The organism is Tunturiibacter psychrotolerans, assembly GCF_051013365.1.
Lineage (GTDB): Bacteria > Acidobacteriota > Terriglobia > Terriglobales > Acidobacteriaceae > Edaphobacter > Edaphobacter psychrotolerans_A.
Window position 1 is genome coordinate 4,703,014 of sequence record NZ_CP132941.1, and the last position, 19,289, is coordinate 4,722,302.

Annotated in this window: 19 protein-coding genes; 15 read left to right on the plus strand and 4 right to left on the minus strand. The window is 58.7% G+C overall.

Going from position 1 to position 19,289, the window contains the following annotated elements; genetic code table 11:
* Nucleotides 1–31 precede the first annotated feature (31 nt).
* The 6 genes from RBB76_RS19795 (at nt 32) to RBB76_RS19820 (ending at nt 7,459) form a co-directional block, all read left to right on the plus strand.
* The gene (locus RBB76_RS19795; RefSeq protein WP_429629423.1) at nt 32–2,623 is read left to right on the plus strand and encodes a cohesin domain-containing protein; all 2,592 of its coding nucleotides are present in this window, start codon (nt 32–34) and stop codon (nt 2,621–2,623) included.
* Between the two features lie 41 nt (nt 2,624–2,664).
* Nucleotides 2,665–3,177, plus strand: a complete 513-nt coding sequence (locus RBB76_RS19800; protein ID WP_429629651.1) for a type II secretion system protein — start codon at nt 2,665–2,667, stop codon at nt 3,175–3,177.
* Nucleotides 3,171–3,689 (plus strand): type II secretion system protein, encoded by a 519-nt coding sequence (locus RBB76_RS19805; protein ID WP_429629424.1) that lies wholly within the window; start codon nt 3,171–3,173, stop codon nt 3,687–3,689. Before RBB76_RS19800 ends, RBB76_RS19805 begins: the two co-directional genes overlap by 7 nt.
* A gap of 634 nt (nt 3,690–4,323) precedes the next feature.
* Entirely contained in the window at nt 4,324–4,986 is a 663-nt protein-coding gene (locus RBB76_RS19810; RefSeq protein WP_429629425.1) for a leucine-rich repeat domain-containing protein, read from the plus strand.
* A gap of 95 nt (nt 4,987–5,081) precedes the next feature.
* Nucleotides 5,082–6,341 carry a M48 family metalloprotease gene (locus RBB76_RS19815; RefSeq protein WP_429629426.1) on the plus strand — a complete coding sequence of 420 codons (1,260 nt, stop codon included), beginning with the start codon at nt 5,082–5,084 and terminating at the stop codon, nt 6,339–6,341.
* 203 nt (nt 6,342–6,544) lie between these two features.
* Complete coding sequence (locus RBB76_RS19820; protein WP_429629427.1) at nt 6,545–7,459, plus strand: hypothetical protein; 915 nt, start codon at nt 6,545–6,547, stop codon at nt 7,457–7,459.
* Nucleotides 7,460–7,549: 90 nt separating this feature from the next.
* On the opposite strand, the gene RBB76_RS19825 is transcribed toward RBB76_RS19820, so the two are convergent.
* Together RBB76_RS19825 and RBB76_RS19830 are read right to left on the minus strand one after the other, a co-directional pair.
* Nucleotides 7,550–8,608, minus strand: coding sequence for an SDR family NAD(P)-dependent oxidoreductase (locus RBB76_RS19825; protein ID WP_429629428.1), 1,059 nt, complete (start codon nt 8,606–8,608; stop codon nt 7,550–7,552).
* Between the two features lie 203 nt (nt 8,609–8,811).
* Nucleotides 8,812–9,771 (minus strand): NAD(P)-dependent alcohol dehydrogenase, encoded by a 960-nt coding sequence (locus RBB76_RS19830; protein ID WP_429629429.1) that lies wholly within the window; start codon nt 9,769–9,771, stop codon nt 8,812–8,814.
* A 281-nt stretch (nt 9,772–10,052) separates the two neighbouring features.
* Between RBB76_RS19830 and RBB76_RS19835 the strand changes: the two genes are divergently transcribed.
* Both RBB76_RS19835 and RBB76_RS19840 read left to right on the plus strand, forming a co-directional pair.
* Entirely contained in the window at nt 10,053–10,613 is a 561-nt protein-coding gene (locus RBB76_RS19835; protein WP_429629430.1) for a carbonic anhydrase, read from the plus strand.
* A 242-nt stretch (nt 10,614–10,855) separates the two neighbouring features.
* On the plus strand, nt 10,856–11,245 hold the full coding sequence (locus RBB76_RS19840; RefSeq protein WP_429629431.1) for a VOC family protein: 390 nt from the start codon (nt 10,856–10,858) through the stop codon (nt 11,243–11,245).
* A gap of 69 nt (nt 11,246–11,314) precedes the next feature.
* Here the strand turns inward: RBB76_RS19840 and RBB76_RS19845 are convergent, their stop codons facing one another.
* Nucleotides 11,315–12,019, minus strand: a complete 705-nt coding sequence (locus RBB76_RS19845; RefSeq protein WP_429629432.1) for a CbtA family protein — start codon at nt 12,017–12,019, stop codon at nt 11,315–11,317.
* 13 nt (nt 12,020–12,032) lie between these two features.
* Nucleotides 12,033–12,251: a CbtB domain-containing protein gene (locus RBB76_RS19850; RefSeq protein ID WP_429629433.1), complete on the minus strand. Its 219-nt coding sequence runs from the start codon at nt 12,249–12,251 to the stop codon at nt 12,033–12,035.
* A 346-nt stretch (nt 12,252–12,597) separates the two neighbouring features.
* Between RBB76_RS19850 and RBB76_RS19855 the strand changes: the two genes are divergently transcribed.
* From RBB76_RS19855 to RBB76_RS19885, 7 genes are all read left to right on the plus strand, one after another.
* Complete coding sequence (locus tag RBB76_RS19855; RefSeq protein WP_429629434.1) at nt 12,598–12,852, plus strand: hypothetical protein; 255 nt, start codon at nt 12,598–12,600, stop codon at nt 12,850–12,852.
* 59 nt (nt 12,853–12,911) lie between these two features.
* A complete protein-coding gene (locus RBB76_RS19860) occupies nt 12,912–13,517 on the plus strand; it encodes a histidine phosphatase family protein (protein ID WP_429629435.1) in 606 nt (201 codons plus the stop codon).
* A gap of 467 nt (nt 13,518–13,984) precedes the next feature.
* Nucleotides 13,985–14,416, plus strand: a complete 432-nt coding sequence (gene queF / locus RBB76_RS19865; protein WP_429629436.1) for a preQ(1) synthase — start codon at nt 13,985–13,987, stop codon at nt 14,414–14,416.
* Nucleotides 14,417–14,542: 126 nt separating this feature from the next.
* Nucleotides 14,543–15,313 (plus strand): hypothetical protein, encoded by a 771-nt coding sequence (locus RBB76_RS19870; protein ID WP_429629437.1) that lies wholly within the window; start codon nt 14,543–14,545, stop codon nt 15,311–15,313.
* A 38-nt stretch (nt 15,314–15,351) separates the two neighbouring features.
* Nucleotides 15,352–16,347, plus strand: coding sequence for a hypothetical protein (locus RBB76_RS19875; protein WP_429629438.1), 996 nt, complete (start codon nt 15,352–15,354; stop codon nt 16,345–16,347).
* A 197-nt stretch (nt 16,348–16,544) separates the two neighbouring features.
* Complete coding sequence (locus RBB76_RS19880; RefSeq protein ID WP_429629439.1) at nt 16,545–17,810, plus strand: spinster family MFS transporter; 1,266 nt, start codon at nt 16,545–16,547, stop codon at nt 17,808–17,810.
* Between the two features lie 166 nt (nt 17,811–17,976).
* Complete coding sequence (locus RBB76_RS19885) at nt 17,977–19,176, plus strand: glycosyltransferase (protein WP_429629440.1); 1,200 nt, start codon at nt 17,977–17,979, stop codon at nt 19,174–19,176.
* The last annotated feature ends 113 nt before the right edge of the window (nt 19,177–19,289 follow it).

Below are 19,289 nucleotides of genomic sequence, written 5' to 3' on the forward strand. Positions count from 1 at the left end.
AATCTTTTTGACGAGGTCGATATTGGAGCGAATGCTATACTCACCCGAGCGCGACAGCCTGGCAGGCACGGCCCCCACAGGCAGCGCCGAAGCCGGAAAAATCTTCCCGGCGGGAGTTATCTCCGGCAAACGCCACAATCTTTACGGTGTAAAGGACGAAAACGGAAGCAGCATGGGTCGCCTGTACAAATCAATCAGCAAACTATCGACATCGCTTCGTCGCGTCCTCCCTGCTTTACTCCTCTGCGGCATCGCAGGCCTGAGCACGGCGCGTGCCCACGCCCAGTCAGCTAACACCTGGGACAAGCGTGGTCAGGACGCCGAGGCGCGGCAGGACTTTGACGCAGCTTACGAGGACTACCACAACGCCGTCCTTAAAAAGCCCAAAGACCTCCGCTTCCGAGAGCACTTCGACCACATGAGATTCCAAGCCGCCGTCTCTCACGTCGATCGCGGCCGCGTCCTTCGTCAAAGCGGAGATATCAACGGCGCACTCACCCAGTTCACCCGCGCCCAACAAATCGATCCCGGCAACCAGGCAGCCGCGCAGGAGATCGATGCCATTCAGAAACAGCAGCAGATCGAACGCGACAGCACTCCTCAAGCCAAAGAGCAGATGTCGCAGCAAAACGAGACCCTCAACACGATCGGATCCATCTCCGGCCCCGTAGAACTCAAGCCCGTCTCGAACGATCCCATCACGCTTCACATGGTCGAAGACGTCAAGGTGATCTATGACGCCATCGGCAAAGCAGCCGGCCTCAACGTCCTCTTCGATCCCGACTACAGCTCCAAGCGCATCCCCGTCGACCTCACCAACGTCACCCTCACAGACGCCCTCCGCATCGTCGGCACCATCTCCGGCACCTTCTACAAGGCCATCACGCCGAACACCATCTTCGTCGCTACCAACTCGCGCACCAAGCGCACCGACCTCGACGAGCAGGCCGTCCAGACCTTCTATCTCACCAACGCCAGCCAGCAGAACGACGCGAATGAAGTCGTCATCGCCATCCGCAACCTGCTCGACCCCAGCGTCAAAATCTATCTCGTTCCCAGCCAGAACGCCATCGTCATGCGCGCCACGCCTGATCAGCTTCTCCTAGCGCAAAAACTGCTGAACGATCTCGACCGCGCCCGTCCCGAAGTCGTCGTCGACGTCGCCGTACTCGAAGTCAACAAGAACGTCGAGCACAACCTCGGCATCACTCTTCCGCAATCCATCACCCTCACCCCACAGGCCAATCCCAACACTACTTCGAGCAGCAGCAGCAGCAGTACCGGCACTGGAACAGGCTCAACCACCACCTCTGACTTCACCCTCAACACCCTCGCCCACCTCAACGCGAACAACTTCGCCGTAAGCATCGGCGGCGGCACTCTCAACGCGCTGCTCTCAGACGCTGATACCCGCGTCCTTCAGAACCCCAGCATCCGCGCCACAGACGGCCAGCGCGCGACCATGAAGATTGGATCGAAGATCCCCGTCGCCACCGGCTCCTACAACGCCGGCGTCTCCACCGGTGTCGCCAGCATCGGCGTGCAGACCCAGTTCACCTACATCGACATCGGCGTCAACATCGACATGACCCCCACGGTCCACTACGACCGTGAAGTCACCCTCAAGATGAAGATTGAGGTGCTCTCGCAGATCAACACCGTCACCATCAGCGGAGTCTCCGAGCCCGTCATCGGTCAGCGTACCTCAGAGCAGGTCATCACCCTCAAGGATGGTGAACCCAGCCTCCTCGCCGGCATCATCACCAAATCCGACTCCCTCAACATCAACGGCACTCCCGGCGTCGGCGAGATTCCCATCCTCAAGTACTTCTTCACCTCGCGCGACAAGATCAACGACAAGACGGAAATCGTCTTCATCATCATCCCTCACATCGTTCGCGAATCGGTCCTGACCCGCGTCAATGTTCGCCCCATCGACACCGGCACCGGCCAGTCGATCGAGCTGCGTCGAGACGTCTCTGCCAACGACCACAACTCCGAGCCGGTATACGCTAACGGTCCGCGCTCTGCCAGCAATCCAACCAGCGCCGCCAACGCTGCCAGCGCCATGGTCCAGCAGCTCAGCCAGCAGGCCCAGCCCTCCGGTCCGCCCGCTTCCTACGTCCCCGGCGCGCAAACTCCAGAAACACCGCCCGCCACACAGACTCCGGCGCCTCAAACCGCTCCAGCCAATACTCCAACCACCGGTGGCCCGCCCGTCAGCTTCACCGTCGTTCCGCCAGACTCCACCCAGTCCGTCGGCAGCACCTTCCAGGTCGCCGTCATGCTCGGCAACGGACGCGACGTCTTCTCGGTTCCGCTCCAGCTTCAGTTCAACCCCGCGCTCCTCCAGCTCGTCAACGTCGACGCCGGAACCTTCCTCGGCAAAGACGGGCAGGCGGTCTCGCTCGTTCACCGCGAAGACAAGGGCCTTGTCGCCATCTCTTCCATCCGTCCACCCAACACCGCCGGAGTCAGCGGAACAGGCAGCCTCTGCATCCTCACCTTCAAGGCCATAGCCGCCGGCGACTCCTCACTCTCACTCGTCAAAGTCGGCGCTCTCAACAGCGCGCAGGCCAATCTTCCGGCCGTCGGTTCGCAGGCCGTGGTACATGTCAAGTGACGCTTTGCACCAACGCGTGTGCCCCACGGCTTACCGTGAGCTTGCGGCAGGATTCAAGCTCACGGGCGTCGGGCACGCTGCCGATTCGTCCCCAGCCAGTTAGCTCCGAATCCGGCCTCACACTCGTAGAACTCATCATCTGCGTCGCCATCGTGGCTTTATTGGCCTCCGCAGCCATCCCCATCGCCCGCTTTCAGGTCAAACGTACCAAGGAGCGCGAACTCCGTCGCGACCTCTGGGAGATGCGCGACGCCATCGACAAATACAAGGACGCCGCCGACAAGGGAGCCTTCCAGATCAAGGCCGACTCCCTCGGCTACCCGCCCGACCTTCAAACCCTCGTCGACGGAGTCGAGGTCACCGCAGCCCAGGGGAAAAAGGTAAAATTTCTACGAAAGATCCCCGTCGACCCCTTCACCAACAACACCGATTGGGGCCTGCGTTCCAACCAGGACGACACGGACTCCGACTCTTTCGGCGGCCAGAACGTCTTTGACGTCCACAGCAAGAGCACCGGAACTGCACTCGACGGAACGAAGTACAACACATGGTAGCCACCCCCACACCACGCTCTTACCACCGATGCTCCCAGCAGTCATCGGGCACCTTCCTGCTGTCATTCCGACCGAAGCGTAGCGAAGTGGAGGAACCCGCTTCTCTTCCACAAAACACCGTCCGGAAAACAGAGCAAGGCTTCACCTTGCTAGAGCTCATGATCGTCATGGTCGTCATCGGTCTGCTCGCCGCCATCGCCATCCCCGCCTACACCAGCAACATCCGCAACGCCAAAGAGGCTGTCCTCAAAGAGGATCTCCACACCATGCGTCAAGCCATCGACTCCTACACCGTCGACAAAGCCAAAGCCCCCCAATCCCTCGACGACCTCGTCCAGGCCGGCTACCTCAAAGCCATGCCGGTCGACCCCTTCACCCATCGCTCCGACACCTGGATGCCCGTCCAGGACGACACCCTCTCCAGCATCGACCAGACAGACTCCGGCATCGACGACGTCCACAGCGGCGCCCAGCAAACCGCCTCCGACGGCACCTCCTACTCCACCTGGTAGTTCGTAGTCTGGCTGTGGGCCACACGCATCCGCAGAAGCTCGGCTAACCACACCCAATCGACTCGTATTCTTTCCGGACAGCATCGTCATCCGTTACATAAAATATCGGCTCCATCTTTTTATGTTCGACGATTTCAGTTATGCCGTTGACAGTGATTGCTTCGTACGCCGGATAACCGGAGGGAAATCCTTGCGGGGGATTTTTTAGTTGGAAAGGCTCTCTACATCTCACTTTCCCACCTTCTTTTTCTAGCATTTGTTTATTCTTGTCTCGCAATGTAAATTGCGCACGACGCCCCCATGGATAACGTAGTAGCTCATCGTAAGAGAAATATCAGGGCGTGTAAGTCCCGGTGGGAGCGTCACCCATTTCGGCAACCTCGAATCGTTTGCCAACGTGAATGTGGCTTCGGGAAACAATTCACATCCCTTAATAGAAAGGAAGGTAACTACTAACAATATCGCCAACAACTGATACTGTTTTACGCGCTGAGTCAGCGTAGCCATTTGTGCCCCTCTGCTATTGGCGGTCAGCATATACGCGACCACTGTAGCATTCGCATACCGATCGACATGACTCTCAATCAAGCCACTCCCCACGACCGCCAATGCACAAGGCGCTATCATCACTCTCGTGCCCAACTCCGCCGCGCCAGCTCTCAACTTATGGAAACGCCATCTCGGCGTCGTACCGGACTACGTCTGGCAACAAACCGACCTCGAGACCCTGATCCTCGCCGACAACGAGCTCTCCGAAATCTCCCCAAAAATCGGCAACCTCAAAAACCTCCGCACCCTCGACCTCGGCCACAATCAACTCACCACCCTCCCTGAAACCCTGGGCGACCTCGCCAGCCTCACCGACTTCCTCTACCTCCACGACAACCGCCTCACCTCCTTACCGCCCTCCCTCGTAAAACTCAAAAACCTCCGCTACCTCAACCTGAGCGAAAACGCCTTCCCGCTCCTCCCCGACTGCCTCTCCTGCCTATCCAGCCTGGTCGAACTCCGCTCGACCGACAACCTCCTCACCGAGCTCCCCGACTCCATCGGCAGCCTCTCCAATCTCCGCGAGCTCCACCTCCGAAACAACCACCTCACCACCCTCCCAGCCTCCATCGCCCACCTCAGCGAACTCCGCCAGCTCGATCTCCGCGGCAATCCCCTCGAAACCCTCCCCGAATCCCTCGTCCATCTGCCAAAACTGGAAAAACTCGACCTCCGCTGGGTCACAACCCTCACCCCACCAACCTGGTTCAAAGATCTCGAAACCCGAGGCTGCCTCATCTACCTCTAACCGTCGCTTCCGCTCACGAAAAGGCGCATACTATGGTCTAAGACACGTCGAGCTGCGTCCGTCCAGCAGGGAAGCGGCCCACCAGGAGACTCCACATGCGTTCCGTCACGCAAATTGGCCTAACCGCCTTCCTCACGCTCTCCGTTGCGGCGTACGCCCAGACTCTGACGAACTCGCCCACGAATTCGCAAACGAACCCCCAGTCGACTCCGCCCTCGCAGACCACGCCCCAAAACGATCCCCAATCGTCCACCCCTGTCAACGCCACCATCCCCTCTGACGTTCCCGCCGAGAAACCCATCCCCGGCCACCCCACCGCCACTCCCAAAGAGAGCAAAGACGCCGCCGCCACCGTCAAGGCCGAAAACAAGACCGACCGCCTCCCATCCCCCGGCGAGGACATGAAGACCAACATCAAGCCCGGCAGCGAAGACGACGTCAACGCCGTAGGCACCCGCAACATCGGCGGCCGCGGCATGGGCAACTGGTACTCCACCGACTGGGAGATCCGCACCGGCAAGCAATACTCCATGGAGATCGAAAAATCCGCTCACATGGTCAACGACCCCGTCATCGTCGAGTACGTCAACCGCGTCGGCCAGAACATCGTCAAAAACTCCGACTGCAAAGTCCCCTTCACCATCAAGGTCATCGACTCTGACGAGATCAACGCCATGGCCCTTCCCGGCGGCTTCTTCTACGTCAACTCCGGCCTCATCCTCGCCGCCGACGAAGAGGCCGAACTCGCCGGCGTCATGGCCCACGAAACCGCCCACGTCTGCGCTCACCACGCCGCCCGCCAGATGACCAAGATGAACTATGCGCAGATCGGTTCGATCCCGCTCATCATCTTCACCCAGGGCTCCTGGACCGGCTACGGCATCTACGAGGCCGTTCAACTCGCAGTCCCTCTCAGCTTCCTCCAGTTCTCCCGTATGGACGAGGCTGAAGCCGACTGGCTCGGCGTCCAGTACATGTACAAGTCCGGCTACGATCCTCAGGCCTTCATCCAGTTCTTCGAAAAGCTCGACGCCCTCGAGAAGCACAAACCCGGCACTCTGGCCAAGGTCTTCGCCGACCACCCCCAAACACCCGACCGCATCCTTCACTCTGAGGAGGAGATCGCCACCATCCTGCCTTCCCGCCCTGATTACATGGTCACCACGTCCGAATTCGACGACGTGAAGGCTCGTCTTGCGCGGCTCGAAAACAAGCGCAAGATCAACGACGGCAAGGGCGGCAACAAGCCCACGCTGCGCCGCACCTCCAGCGGCAACGGCAACAACGACCCCAACAGCACGAACAACCCATCCACCAGCACAGACGATCGCCCAACCCTGGGCCGCCGCAACTAGCAAGAAACGGTATACCCGCCACGAAGTGGCCGCGCGAACCGGGGTCCCCGAAAACAGGTCCTCGTTTGCGGGGTGGCCGAGCGTAGCCGGCCCGTCCGGCAGGACATGCCTACACACGCGCCGATTACAGTGCGCTTCATAAGCCACATTAATCCCACCATTTAGAATTGCCCAGGCAATCAACCAAACAGGTGGGGCAATCGATGAAGCTTTCAAGAAGACAGTTCAACCATGCGATCGGTGCGGTCGCAGCTATAGCCGCCTGCTCGCGCCAGAGCTTCGGATTCACCGAGAATTCAATCAAACTCGGCCTAAACACATGGAGCCTGCGAGCCCTTTCGCAAGAAGAAGCAATCCCAGTCATCATTCAAACGATGAAACAGGCGAGGCTGCAGGAATGCCAGCTCCTGTTCACCCACGTTGAACCCGCGAAGTTCAATCCCGTATTTCCCGCCGGCATCTTCAACCCACCCAAGTCGTCTCCAACGCCGCAGCAACTCGAAGAACAGAAGGCAACCGCAGCCGCGCTGACTGAGTGGCGGCTCTCAGTTCCCATGAGCTACTTCGAAGACATCCGCTCCACATTTGAAAGACAAGGTCTCAGAATAAAATCCTATTCGAACAGATTTGGAAGCTCCGAAGCCGAGATCGACCGCCTATTCCTGATGGCAAAAACTCTGGGAGCAGACTCAATCGTCACCCGCCTTCCCGCAGCCTCCACAAGCATGGTCGCAGCCGCAGCGGACAAGCATCGAATGATCGTCAGCCTTCAAGTCTCCGATCTGGACGAAGTGAAGAAACAGCTCGCCGTCTCTCAGTACTTCCGCATGGATCCCGACATAGGCGATCTGACGAAAGCAAAGATCAACGCAGTGCAGTTTGTCGAAACCAACTACACATCAATGTCTGCGTTCGATCTCAAGGACGCGATGCCGGGAGGCCCAAGTGTTCCGTTTGGCGAAGGAGAGGCCCGCATCAAAGCAGTCCTGCAGTTCTTCAAGAACAAGCAGGTTCCGATCACAGCATACGTAGACTGCGACTACGCCGGAACCGGTAGATCGCCAGAAGAAGTCGTGAAGTGTGCCGCGTACGCCAGAAGCATCATAGGCCAGGCGTAGAAATAACCGCCGAATCGGGTCCCAACAAACAGATCTTTGTTGTGCAAGACCCGGCTGTGCAAGACCCGATTCGGCAGCACAAACCCCACGTCAGCTCTGATTATTCGCGTTATCCCCACCGGTGACATCGTAAGTAGCGCCCGTCACCATCGCCGCCAGATCAGACGCCAGAAACACCGCCGCCGGTGCCAGATCCTCCGGCTTAAGCCACGCCACCCTCAGCGGCTCATGCGGAGCCCGCGTGTCATACGCCTCCTTCTCCGTAGGGTTCTTCGGCGGATTATCGTTCGCCGTCACCTCGCCAATCAGCGCACTCCACCGCGCCTCGTTATGCGTCAGCGGAGTATCCACCAGCCCCGGAATCAGCGCATTCACCGTAATCTTGTCCTTCCCCAACTCCAGCGCAGCCGACTTCATCAGGCCGATAATCCCCCACTTCGAAGCCGAGTACGAAGCCATATTCTTCGACCCATGCTTGCCCTGCATCGAAGACAGCACAATAATCCGCCCACCGCCGTTCTTCACCAGCATCGGCGCAAACGCACGAATCGTATTCGCTGTCCCATTCAAATTATTGTTGATGACATCGTTCCACTCCCAATCCTCCATCTCGATCAACGGCTTGAAGCGCTGCGTCGCCGCATTCGCCACCACAATATCGATGCGCCCAAACTTCTGCTGCGCCTGATCCGCGGTTGCACGCAAGAAAGCAATATCCCTTACATCCCCCACCACCTCCATAAACTGCCGCCCGTGCTGCTTCACCAGCCTGCCCGTCTCCTCCAGGTCTGCCTTTGTCGCCACCGCATATGCCTGCTCCGGCGTTATCTTCGCGCAGATATCCAGCCCCACCACATCCGCTCCATTCGCCGCCATATCCACGGCAATCGACCGCCCGATCCCACGCGCCGCTCCAGTAATCACCGCGACCTTCCCTTTCAGCAGATCGCTTCCAAACGTCCGCCCCGGCCAGGTCTGTTTCTCCGCCAGCGTGTCGGTCGGCTGTTGTCCAAACGCGCTGCTCCCCAACGCCACTCCACCCACAATCGCCCCTCCCGAAGTCAGCAAGTCTCTCCGCGACATGATCGTCCCCTGCCGCTCAACGATCTCTCCAATCGGTCCCTGTGTACGCTGCTCAACACTATTCAACGGTCATCTCCCACGGCATCTAGCCGTCTTCGTAGGATGTGCCGCCTGCCAAAAAGTCTGTCTGTCTAAGAGTTCCTCATCGGACGCGCTTCTCGTCGCCAACAAACCGTCCCGTGTCTTGCAACCGCATCAACGCAAGCGAATATCATGCCCCATCGGTCTCTGAAACCAGACGTCGCAGCATCTCAACTGTCGACACAACGCTAAACCGTCAACACAATCTTCCCCTGCGCGTGTCCTTCCGCCAGGTAGCCTAGAGCTTCCGCCGCCTCGCTCAATCGATAACTTCTGTCAATAACCGGCACAACTCTGCCGCTCTCCAGAAGATCCTTCATAAAGTCCAGGTCCTTCCGCGTCACCTTCGTCAGAAAGAACCCCATCTTCTTCCGCCCCACCCGCGACAGCACCGGCCCCAGCACAAACGCTTCGAAGATCTGAAACAGACCACCACCCGCCGCGACATAGACTCCATCCTCGGTCAGCAACCGCCTGTAGTCGAAGATCGAATGATGAGCATTCGCGGCCAGGATCAGATCGTATCGTTTCCCACTCCGCGTGAAATCCTCTTTGCTGTAATCGATGACACAATCCGCACCCATCAACCACGCCTGATCCACATTCCTAGTACTGCACACGGCGGTGACTGCAGCCCCAAATGCTTTCGCGATCTGCACCGCAAAGGTGCCAACGCCGCCAGACGCCCCTTCCACAAGAACTTTCTGCCCTGGCCGAATCCCTCCCTTATCGCGAAGCCCCTGCAAAGCCGTAATCGCCGCGACTGGCACCGCCGCCGCTTGCTCAAACGTCAGGTTCTCCGGCTTCGTCCCCAAACTCTCCTCTGCAACACAAACATATTCGGCAAATCCGTTCCCTTTGAAACCCGTCACCCCGAACACCTCGTCCCCAATCCGAAACTGTGTCACGTCTCTTCCCACTGCCTCCACGCGACCCGCAACATCGCACCCAAGCACCATCGGCTTTGGCTTCCGCAGTCCCGGCATCCGATCCCAAGGCGCACCTTTCATCATGTACAGGTCCAACGGATTCACCGACGCCGCGCAAAGCCTGATCATCACCTCATTGCCCGCAGGCACAGGTGTCGCGACCTCCACAAACTGCAACCGCTCTGGTGGCCCGTACTCCGTACGCAAAATCGCTTTCATCGTGCCCTCCCAACAGCTTCCACCCCATCTGCTGCAGCAACCCCAAGCGGTTTAGCGGAAGTATAGGCTCATCGGAAGTCAGTCTGTTCCTCCCCGCGATTCTTTCAACAAAACAATCCAGATCTTTCTTACAACCCCATCCAGCACCTGGCATCCTCCGCGCACCGCGCCGCAAGCCAAAGCAATCTCCCACTGTTTATTTACGCACCTGTGACGCCTCAGACGTCTTCATCGCATCGAACTCAAGTCCGCCAACCATCTGGCAATCAAGGAGAATCGACATGAGCAATCTCGACGACATGTTAGAACGCAACAAAGACTTTGCTGCCAAGCGATCTGCTGCGGGCACACTCATGCCCTCGCTTCCGAAAGCGATGCCGCATGTAAAGGCAACCATCATCGGGTGTGCCGATATGCGTGTCGACCCTTTCGACATTCTTGGCCTTAAGCCAGGCGAGGCCGTCGTCATACGTAACATCGGCGGTCGAATCACTCCGGTGTTGTTAGAGGAGTTGGGCCTCCTCGGACGAATCGGTCAGGTTGCCAAGGAGGCTCCTGGCGGCGGCGGAGAGTTTCACCTCATCGTCCTTCAGCACACCGATTGCGGCATCACGCGATTGGCAGGCGACCCCGACAAGCTGGCGCACTACTTTCAAATACCGGAAGGGGAAGTCAAAGCAAAGAACGTCACCGATCCCCGCGCTGCCGTTGCCGGCGACGTCGCCTTGCTCAAAACAATTCCCGCACTCCCGGCCCAGTGGCTACTCTCCGGCCTAGTCTATGACGTAGCGACCGGACTCGTTGAGATCGTAGTACCACCAGCACCCGTTCGGGCCGCGTAAAACTTCTGCGACTGATGAACATTAGTGAACATCCAAAGATTGCCGAAAAACGCGGAGCCGTATTGGTAAGCACGGCTCGCTGCGGAAGCCATTCCGCAGTCTAGTCAACTCCAGCACTACATCGGAGGAGGGACCCACGGCGATAGCGGTAGTGCCACGGCACTCCTGCCTGTCGCGTGGCGCGTTCGGTCTGCACTCCTAACAAGCCACGCGATGGAACTTTCTATAAATGGAGAATCGCGATGGTAACGATGAATCACACCAACCTCACCACCTACAACGTCCCGGCACTGACAGAGTTCTTCTGCTCAGTATTTGATTTTCAACCCTTGGAGAAACGCGGCGACAAATTATCTGTGCTGCGAAATGCCGATGGCTTTCTGTTGACACTGATGTACGACAAGCGCATGACTTCGGAGCAGGGATATCCCGGAATGTTTCATGTCGGCTTTCTTCAGCCCACGCAGGAGGCTGTGGACAGTATGTACGAGAGCTTGAGCGCTCGAAACTACATGCCGCCCAAGCCTGCCAAACTGCAGCGCGGCGGACCGCCAACCTATGGCTTCTACTACGAAGCCCCCGGCGGAGTCATGGTGGAAGTCAGCACAATGAACTTTGCCGAATCGGCCTAACCACTTCTCAAAAGCAAGGTGGGTGAGAGTTTGCATCCTCACCCGCCCACAGTCTACGAACGGAATCCGTCAGCGGTGCTCCCGCTCCGTCAACCAGCCAAACCCAAGCCCCAGCGTCCCCCAAAGCACCGCCTGAATCTCCAGCGCCGCCACGCGAAACTTCCACATCAGCGTCACCGGAAACCCCGCCGGAACCTCATCCAACGCCGGCATAAAGTGCGCCACAACACCCACCACAACCACAAACAGCGCAGCCGCCAGCAGGGAACCGTTCCACTCTCCAAACCTCTTCGCAAACCCGCGTCTCATCTGAAGCGAAAACACCATCGCCGCAATCGAAACCGCAATCAGCAAAAAGTAAGCCCCGGTGCGAACCCCAATCGTCTCTGCGCTCCCAACCGCCGGAGGGTTCGCCGGATACTTCAAATTCGGCACCAACACCACCGCCACATATCCCAGCGCGCCAAGCACAGCCGCCAGCGCCCTCGGCCCTATCTCCCCAATCCGCCCATACGCAAACGCGAACACCAACCCAAACAAACCACCAACCGCAGCGCCAAACACCACCGTGCCCGTCAGCAGCCCAGCACTTTTCTGCACTCTCCTGCTCACCATCTCCGGCTCAGGAGCCTCACCCTTAGCCTGATCCGCAGCCGTCTCAAACGCAATCGCGCGCTCCACCTGCGGCTCGCCAATCCAACGTGCAAACGCGAAGACGAGCAGGCCCGCAACAAGGCCCACCAGCATCCCGCGAAGGAGCAGAGTTCGAGTCATCAAAATTTTCTACTTAATGGCAGGGAAAGCCGAGAAGATGCCGGCCGTCATGCAGAAACTCATGCACCATCGTCCCGCGAAACATCGAGGTAGCGCCCTGCTCCGCGCCCACAAAGTAAATCGCCAGCAGCAACAGCAGCCCACCGAACACCGCATACGGCAGAATCTCACGCACCGGAACAACAGGAACAGAGACCGGCTGTGCAACCGAACCGAAAATAGACTGAGCCATCGTAAAACCTCCAGGGGATCGTGCGTCCCACATACTGCTCATTCGAACGAGGAAAGAACGTCTGGCTCTCAACCCAACCTCAGGTCAATCACAGTGGCGCGACCGCACCGGACTCTCACCGGCTTCTTCCATCCTCTTCAAAATCTATCTCAACCCTAAGTGCCACAAACCCCAGTGTCAAGCTCCCGAAGCATTTCCTGGTTATCAGCGAATCGACGTGACACTCGCGCCCAGTGTAAGCAAACAAACAGCCGCAACCTGAGCTTTAATTTGCGGCTATGTAATCCAGTGGACATATGGCTCCCATAAGCCTACGCTTGAACTTCTACCAGAAAGAGGCCGCACGATGGCCGCACCCCTGCTCTTTTACCCACACCGTCACAACCTAAACGGCACATACGACTCCATCTGTCTGACGTGCTTTGCCACCATTGCGACCACCCTCACCGAACCTGAACTTGCGGTCTATGACCGAAAGCACACCTGCAATCAATCTCTTCTTTCGGAGCGTCGTCACTTCAAACCACCGCACTCCGACTGGCCAGCCCCCAGCAACAACTTCACAGCCGCCCTCAATGGAGGGACTAAAATAGTCGCTTGAGAGTCGCCATCAAACTCTTTCGCAATAATTAACGACAATCCTTTAGGGAACCAGCCGCTGTGCCAGCTCGTCTCACCCTCATCAGCCACGCGCCTACTCCCGCACAGCGCGACGCTCGTTTTCCAGCAGATGAGCCTCTTGAAGAATCTGCCCTCCTCAAGCTCTCGACTCTCACTTGGCAACCGCCGCGCGCCCAGCACGTCCTCGCCGCTCCAGAACTCCGCACCCAACAGACCGCCGCGGCACTCCATCTCGCCGCTACACCAGCCGCAGAGCTACGCGACCTCAACCACGGCATCTGGCAAGGCCGCACCCTCGACGCCCTCTACGCCGAAGACCCCACGTCCATCGCCCAATGGCTCTCCGACCCCAACTCCACCCCACACAGCGGCGAATCGATCGCCGCCCTCATCACCCGAGTCGAAAACTGGTTAGCCAAACTCGCCGCACTCGCCACAGAAGGTAAACACACAAACCACACCATAGCCATCACCCACCCCGCTGTCATCCGCGCCGCAATCCTCCACACCCTCAACGCTCCACCCCAATCCTTCTGGCGCATCGACATCGCCCCGCTCACCCTCACCGACCTCCGCCACAACGGCCGCACCTGGACCCTCCGCTCCATCGCCGATCTCCTCTCCCCTTCGAACGATGAACAGTAAACATTTGCTGGTCTCACTAATTGCTGACCTTATAAGTCGACCTTATAAATTAACCTTATAAGCTGACCTCATAAGCTGACCTCATAAAAAGTGTCATCCTGAGCGTAGCCTCTCGCAGCTTCATCGCGAGAGGCGCAGTCGAAGGACCTGCATTGTCTTGGGGCCGCCACAATTTCTACCTCTTTCAGACCTCCGCTCCGCCGCCCTCCCCTTTCCCCTACGAACGAAGAACCGTAACACTTGCGGGTCTAATAATTCTGCTGACCTTATAAAAAGTGTCATCCTGAGCGTAGCCTTTCGCAGCTTCATCGCGAGAGGCGCAGTCGAAGGACCTGCATTTCTCTTGGAGCGCCACTAATTTCTCCCTCGTTTAGACCCACCTTCACCGACTCAACTGGCATCAGTCGGTGCATGATCGCAGGCGCCCAAACCATCAAAACCCACGCCAAACAAGCTAAAATAGAACCATGAGCACCGCAATCCTTCCCAACCCGCACACCACCGGCTACACCGACGACCACGCCAAAGCCGGCCTCGACACCACCTTCCCCGCCATCGAAACCTGGCAGAACCAGTTCAAGGCCTACGAGATCCTCGTCGACGATCCCGAGTTCACCAGCGTCTGCCCCAAGACCGGTCTCCCCGACTTCGGCCGCCTCACCATCCGCTACATGCCCCGCGAGAGCTGCCTCGAGCTGAAGTCCCTCAAGGAGTATCTCTTCACCTACCGCAACCTCGGCATCTTCCAGGAAAACATTGTCAATCAGGTCCTCGACGACGTCGTCAAAGCCTGCAACCCTGTCTGGGCCGTCATCGTAGGCGACTTCCGCCCCCGCGGAGGCATCTCCACGGTCGTCACAGCCACCTACCCGCGCGCCGAAACACCCCCGCAAAAATAGCCGGACGCCAGATACCAAAGGACCCGGTGCGTAACAAATCGTGATTGTAAGTTCCGCGGAAATATAGCAGACTGACGAAGCACAATCAGCCTGCATCTCCACCCTGCGTTCCAAGGAGATTTTCCGTTGCTCTCTGCCCTCCGTTCCACCGCACTCTCTCTCCTGCTGCTTGGCTTCATGTCGGTCAGTGCTCAAACGACAGGCAATCGAAACAGCCCATACTCGGCGACCAAGAAAGTTACCTTCGTCCAGAAGCTGGCCGATGGCACAACAATCACCCGCGAGTCGACAGCCACGGAAGCACGCGACTCACAGGGCAGGACCGTTCAGACGACTACCACGACAGGCATAGGCGGTCGAAACATGACCCACACCATGGTCATGGATCCAGTTGCTAGAACGATCACCCACTGGTCGAGCGCGACGAAGGAAGCAACCACGATGCACATGCCCGAGCCACGACAAGTAAGTCGATCGGGATCGGTAATTACAAACAGCGGCTCAAATATAGCCAACGCTGTCGTTGGAGCCGGAGATTCCCCTATAGCCATCGGCCCCCCGGTAGTCACCGCGTTCCGAGCAGATCCGAACGTCAAGCCTGCAAGACAAACTGACAGACTCGGCGGTAAGACAATCGCTGGAGTCTATGCCGAGGGAGTCAGAACCACAATCACCTACCCCGTTGGCTCTATAGGCAACGACAAACCCGTCGTCAACGTACGCGAGATATGGACAGCGCCCGATCTGAAGATTGTCATGTTGACCACTGACGACGATCCCCGCAACGGGCTGCAATCCACTGAAGTGACTGACCTCGTCCGCGCAGAACCCGACCCCGCTCTCTTTCTACCCCCCGAGGGCTACACCATCAGGGACCACTCCCCCGAATCCCACTAACCGGGAACATTTGTTCGAGAAGCGGCGTCTACCATTGCATGAAGCACCCAGTGACTTGCAGGCAGCTTGCGATCATCACAACCCTGGCCTGCACGTTCAGCACGCCATGGTCCGCACATTCGCAGGAGACTATTGCCCTCATCACCCCGACGGCGCCGGCTGACGATAAGAGTTTCTACGTAGGCAAGCCGATTGTCCATCCAGAAGAACTCTCCGGCATATGGGAAGTTCCTGACGGTCACGGCGGTGCGGTCGGCATCCATCTCATCCTCTCGACGACCGTGCCCGCGGACTCAACCACGCTCGTCGGAGTCGAACAAGCGTGGCTCAATCTTCAACTTGGGATATACCAGCGAGCCGGATCTATTCTCCAATTCGGCGAAGAGAACTTCTTCGGCGATTCTCCTCGCGGCGGCAGCGTTCGATACGACGACGGTCGACTCCGCCTGCACGATGCAGAATTTGATTTAGACCTCTTGCGTATCAGCGGAGACAGATGGTCAGGCCGTATTCACCGTCAGGGCTTTGACTCTACGACGATTTTGACTCGACCAGGAGCCGGGACAGCGAAGAGCAAACCGTGGTTCGTGGGCACATGGCAGGCCGGTGATCAATCAGTCCAGAGCTGCCTTCACATCACGCAGCAAGCGCCAGGTGAGTTCGTCGGATGGACGGACTCTCTAAACACTTTGGGATCCGCTCGATGTCCTTCTCGTCTCCCGAAACCTCCTAATTTTTATGAGCGTTACGGAGATCTCTTAAAGATACGCATCGTTAACAGTAGCAACGCCGCAACTGACAGTAGCAACGTTTCAATAGAACGGAATGCTCCTGGCGAGATGTGCTGCTCCTACCCCTTCATTGTTACTCCCGGAGACAATGGCACAGTGATGAAAGAGGTCTGGCCTTCGGAATCCAATCAGCCTCCCCCTCAGACTGCATGGAAAAAGATGTCTGGCAATACCTGCATCGTCGCGCCCCCTGAACCGGCGCCACTTCCAGGAAACCCCGAATGCCCGTGCCCCGAAAAATAAATATCAAAAACCTGGCGCATTTTCAGACCACAAAAAGCTGACTGCTAAAACACCACATCAGCCACGCAAACCACCATGTTCTCACCACAAATCCACCACGCCAAAACCACCAAAAATTCACATATCCCCAAACAAAACCACACCTCATCACCCCAAATAAAAAATTCGCAAACCCCACCTGCTATCCTTCCAGCGAGATGGCCTCCTCGACCACGCAGAAGCCCGAACCCTCCCGCACAGCCTCCGTAGCCGGAGCCACCACAGCCCTCGTCCTCCTCACTGCCCTCAACTTCGTCAACTACATCGACCGCTACATCCTTCCCGGCGTCCAGGAGCAGGTAAAAGCCGAGTTCCATCTCTCCGACGAGCACATTGGCACTCTCACCTTCTGGTTCATGATCGCCTACATGTTCACCTCGCCCATCACCGGATGGCTAGGCGACCGCTTCCCCCGCAAGCCCATGATCGTCATCGCCGCCCTCTTCTGGGCCGCGATCAACTTCCTCACCGCCACAGTCCACTCCTACGACTCGCTCAACATTCGCCACGCCGCACTAGGCGTAGGAGAAGCCAGCTTCGGCATCTTCGCCCCCTCTCTCCTCGCAGATTATTACGAGCCAGACCAGCGCAATCGCGTCCTCACCATCTTCAACGTAGCCATCCCCGTAGGCGCTGCGCTGGGCTACTTGGTCGGTGGCACCGTAGGCGAACACTACGGCTGGCGCATGTCTTTCATCGTGTCCGCCATCCCCGCCGCCATCCTCGCCATCCTCATCGCCATCTTCATGAAGGAGCCCGCCCGCGGCGCCAGCCAGCACGAGAAAGCAAAAGTAGAGAAGGGAACCATCCTCTCCCTCATCAAAAACCCTGCCTACCTCTGCTCCGTCCTCGGCTACGCAGCCGTCACCTTCTCCCTCGGCGGCATCTCCTGGTGGATGCCGTCCTTCCTGCAACGCATCGACGGCCGCAGCCAATCCTCTGCCGCCTACATCATGGGCGCCATCACAGTAGTCGCCGGCCTCGGTGGCACCATCACCGGCGGCACCATCGCGCAGAGGTGGTCCCGCACTAACTCCAAAGCCCTCTACCTCGTCCCCGCCATCAGCGCCGCCATCGCAGTCCCGCCCGCACTCTTATGCTTCTTCGGCCCGCACAACCTCACCCTCTACGGCCTGGGCGCCGCCATCTTCCTCATCTTCCTTGGCACCGGCCCCGTCAACGCCGCCACCCTCAACGCCGTCCGTCCCGAGATCCGCGCCACCGCCATGGCCGGCCAGCTCTTCATCATCCACGCCCTCGGCGACGCCATCTCCCCCCGCATCATCGGAGCCGTCAGCGACCGCTCCACCCTCAACCTGGGCCTCGGCTCAACCCTGATCACCATGCTCCTCGCAGCGGTCATCTTCTTCATCGGCTCCCGCTACGCCCCACCCCTGCACTCTGAGCAGCCCGCCATCGCCTGACCACCCTTCTCACTCCGAAAGGGATCCGCGCCATCTCGGCACTCTTTGGAACATCTTCGACATGACACCCGAAGGACGTTCCGCCACTTGGGACGAACAGATAGACTACGACTGTTGCCATCCGAACAACCATTAACCCGCTCCGACCGACTCGTATGAGGATTTATTGCACTCTGCCGTTCATCTCATTCTCCCTCTGCTTGCATGGATCGTCGCACTCGCCTGGCTATGGAAAGCGATCACAGCTGCCGTCTTCCTCCGTCGCGTTCCCGATCTCACCTCACCCGCGCACAATCTGACTCCACCCAACAACCCATCCCTCACCGTCGTCATCCCCGCACGCAACGAATCCGCCAATATCACCGCCTGCCTCCAATCACTCCTCAACCAGCAACACCCCAACCTCCACCTCATCGCCGTCAACGACCGCTCCACCGACTCAACCGGCACCCTCATGGACGCCCTCGCCGCGCAACACCCAGACAAACTCACCGTCCTCCACATCACCGAACTCCCCACCGGCTGGCTCGGCAAAACCCACGCTATGGCTTTCGCCGCGCGCCACGCCATCTCCCTCCAGCACCCCGACTATCTCCTCTTCACCGACGCCGACATCCTCTTCCGCCCCGACGCCCTCCGCCTCGCCCTGGCCCACACCGTCGCCACCCAAGCCGATCACTTCGTTCTCCTCCCCACCGCCCTCGTCCGTTCCACCGGAGAAGGCATGGTCCTCAGCTACCTTCAAGTCATGGGCCTCTGGGCCGTCCGCCCCTGGCGCGTCGCCGACCCCAAGGCTCTTCGCGACGCCGTCGGCGTAGGCGCTTTCAACCTCCTCCGCACCTCCGCCTATCAACAAATCGGCGGCTACGAAGCGCTCCGCATGGAGATCGTCGAAGACCTCGCCCTCGGCAGCCGCATCAAGCGAGCCCGCCTCCGCCAGCGCATCGCCACCGGTCCTGACCTCGTCAGCGTTCACTGGGCCAGCGGCGTCAGCGGAATCCTCAACGGCCTCATGAAGAATCTCTTCGCCATCTTCCGCTACAACCCAATCGTCGCGCTACTCTCCTGCGTCTGGTTCACCCTCTTCTGCATCGTCCCCGTGGCCTTCCTCTCGCTCCCGCAGACGCGCACGCCGGCAATCCTCACCTTCGCCGCTATCGCGTTCCTCTACTTCCTCTCCAGCCGCCAAAGCAAAGTCTCTCCCTGGTATGCAGTCCTCTTTCCCATCAGCGCCACCCTCATCGTCTATTCCATCGTCCGCTCCATGATCACAACGCTGAAGAACGGCGGCGTCACCTGGCGAGGCACCTTCTACCCACTATCCGACCTACGCAAGAAGCCGAATCCCACGCGATCTCCGAGCTAGCCTTCAACCTCCGCTGCCGGCTTCCTCCACAGCGAATCCAGCACCACCGAGGTCTCAATCTGCCGCTCAGGCACAGTCCAATACTTCTTCAACAACCGAACCTTCTCGTTAGG